Origin of the sequence: Nocardiopsis ganjiahuensis DSM 45031 (assembly GCF_000341085.1) — a bacterium.
Lineage (GTDB): Bacteria > Actinomycetota > Actinomycetes > Streptosporangiales > Streptosporangiaceae > Nocardiopsis > Nocardiopsis ganjiahuensis.
Genome location: NZ_ANBA01000049.1, coordinates 1 through 862 on the forward strand (window position 1 = coordinate 1; position 862 = coordinate 862).

The 862-nt window shown below is 68.1% G+C and carries 1 protein-coding gene; it reads right to left on the bottom strand.

The features are described from left to right. On the bottom strand, nucleotides 1-829 hold an 829-nt coding region (locus D458_RS0132665; RefSeq protein WP_017590926.1), incomplete at its 3' end, for a serine/threonine-protein kinase. Nucleotides 830-862: the final 33 nt, after the last annotated feature.

The following is an 862-nucleotide window of genomic DNA, read 5'->3' on the forward strand; positions in this document are numbered from 1 at the left end:
CCGGTCCGTTGCCGTTGCGGCAGCGTTGGAGGAGGTCGAGGGCTTGGTCGGCGGTGAGCCGGTGGTCGGGGTCGCGGTCGAGGAGGCCGGTGATGACGGGTTCGAGCCAGGCGGCTCGGGTCATGGGCGGGAGCGGTGCGGAGATGACGGCGGCGATGGCGGCGGTGATGGTCTCGCGGCGGAAGGGTGAGGTTCCTTCGACGGCGGCGTAGAGGGTGACGCCGATGCTCCACAGGTCGCCGCGGTGTTCGGCGGGGCCGCCTTCGAGGCGTTCGGGTGGCATGTATTCGGGTGAGCCGATGAGTGCGCCGGTGCGCGTGATGCTCGGTCCGCCCTCCATGGTGGCGATGCCGAAGTCGGTGAGGATGACCCGTCCGTCGGTGGACATCATGATGTTGCCGGGTTTGATGTCGCGGTGCAGGACTCCTGCGGTGTTGGCGGCTTTGACGGCTTGGAGCAGGGATTGGGCGATGTCGGCGACGGTGTGCGGGGGCAGGGTTCCGGTGTCGGCGAGGGTGTCTTGGAGGGAGCCGCCTTCGACGAGTTCCATGACCACCCAGGGGTTGTGTTCGTATTCGAACACGTCGTGGATGGTGATGACGGTGGGGTGGGTGATGCGTGCGGCTGATTGGGCTTCGCGGCGGACGCGGGCGTGGGCGTCGTGGCGTTCGGCGTCGGTGAAGTGGCCGGGGAGCAGGACCTGTTTGATCGCGACGACCCGGTCCAGGGCCGTGTCGTGTGCCTCCCAGACGATGCCCATGCCGCCGCGGCCGAGTTCACGGCGCAGGACGTAGCGGTTCGCGATGGTCGGTTGGCTGTTACTCGACATCTGTCGCCCTCTCGAAGCGGGCTCTGCAAGGGG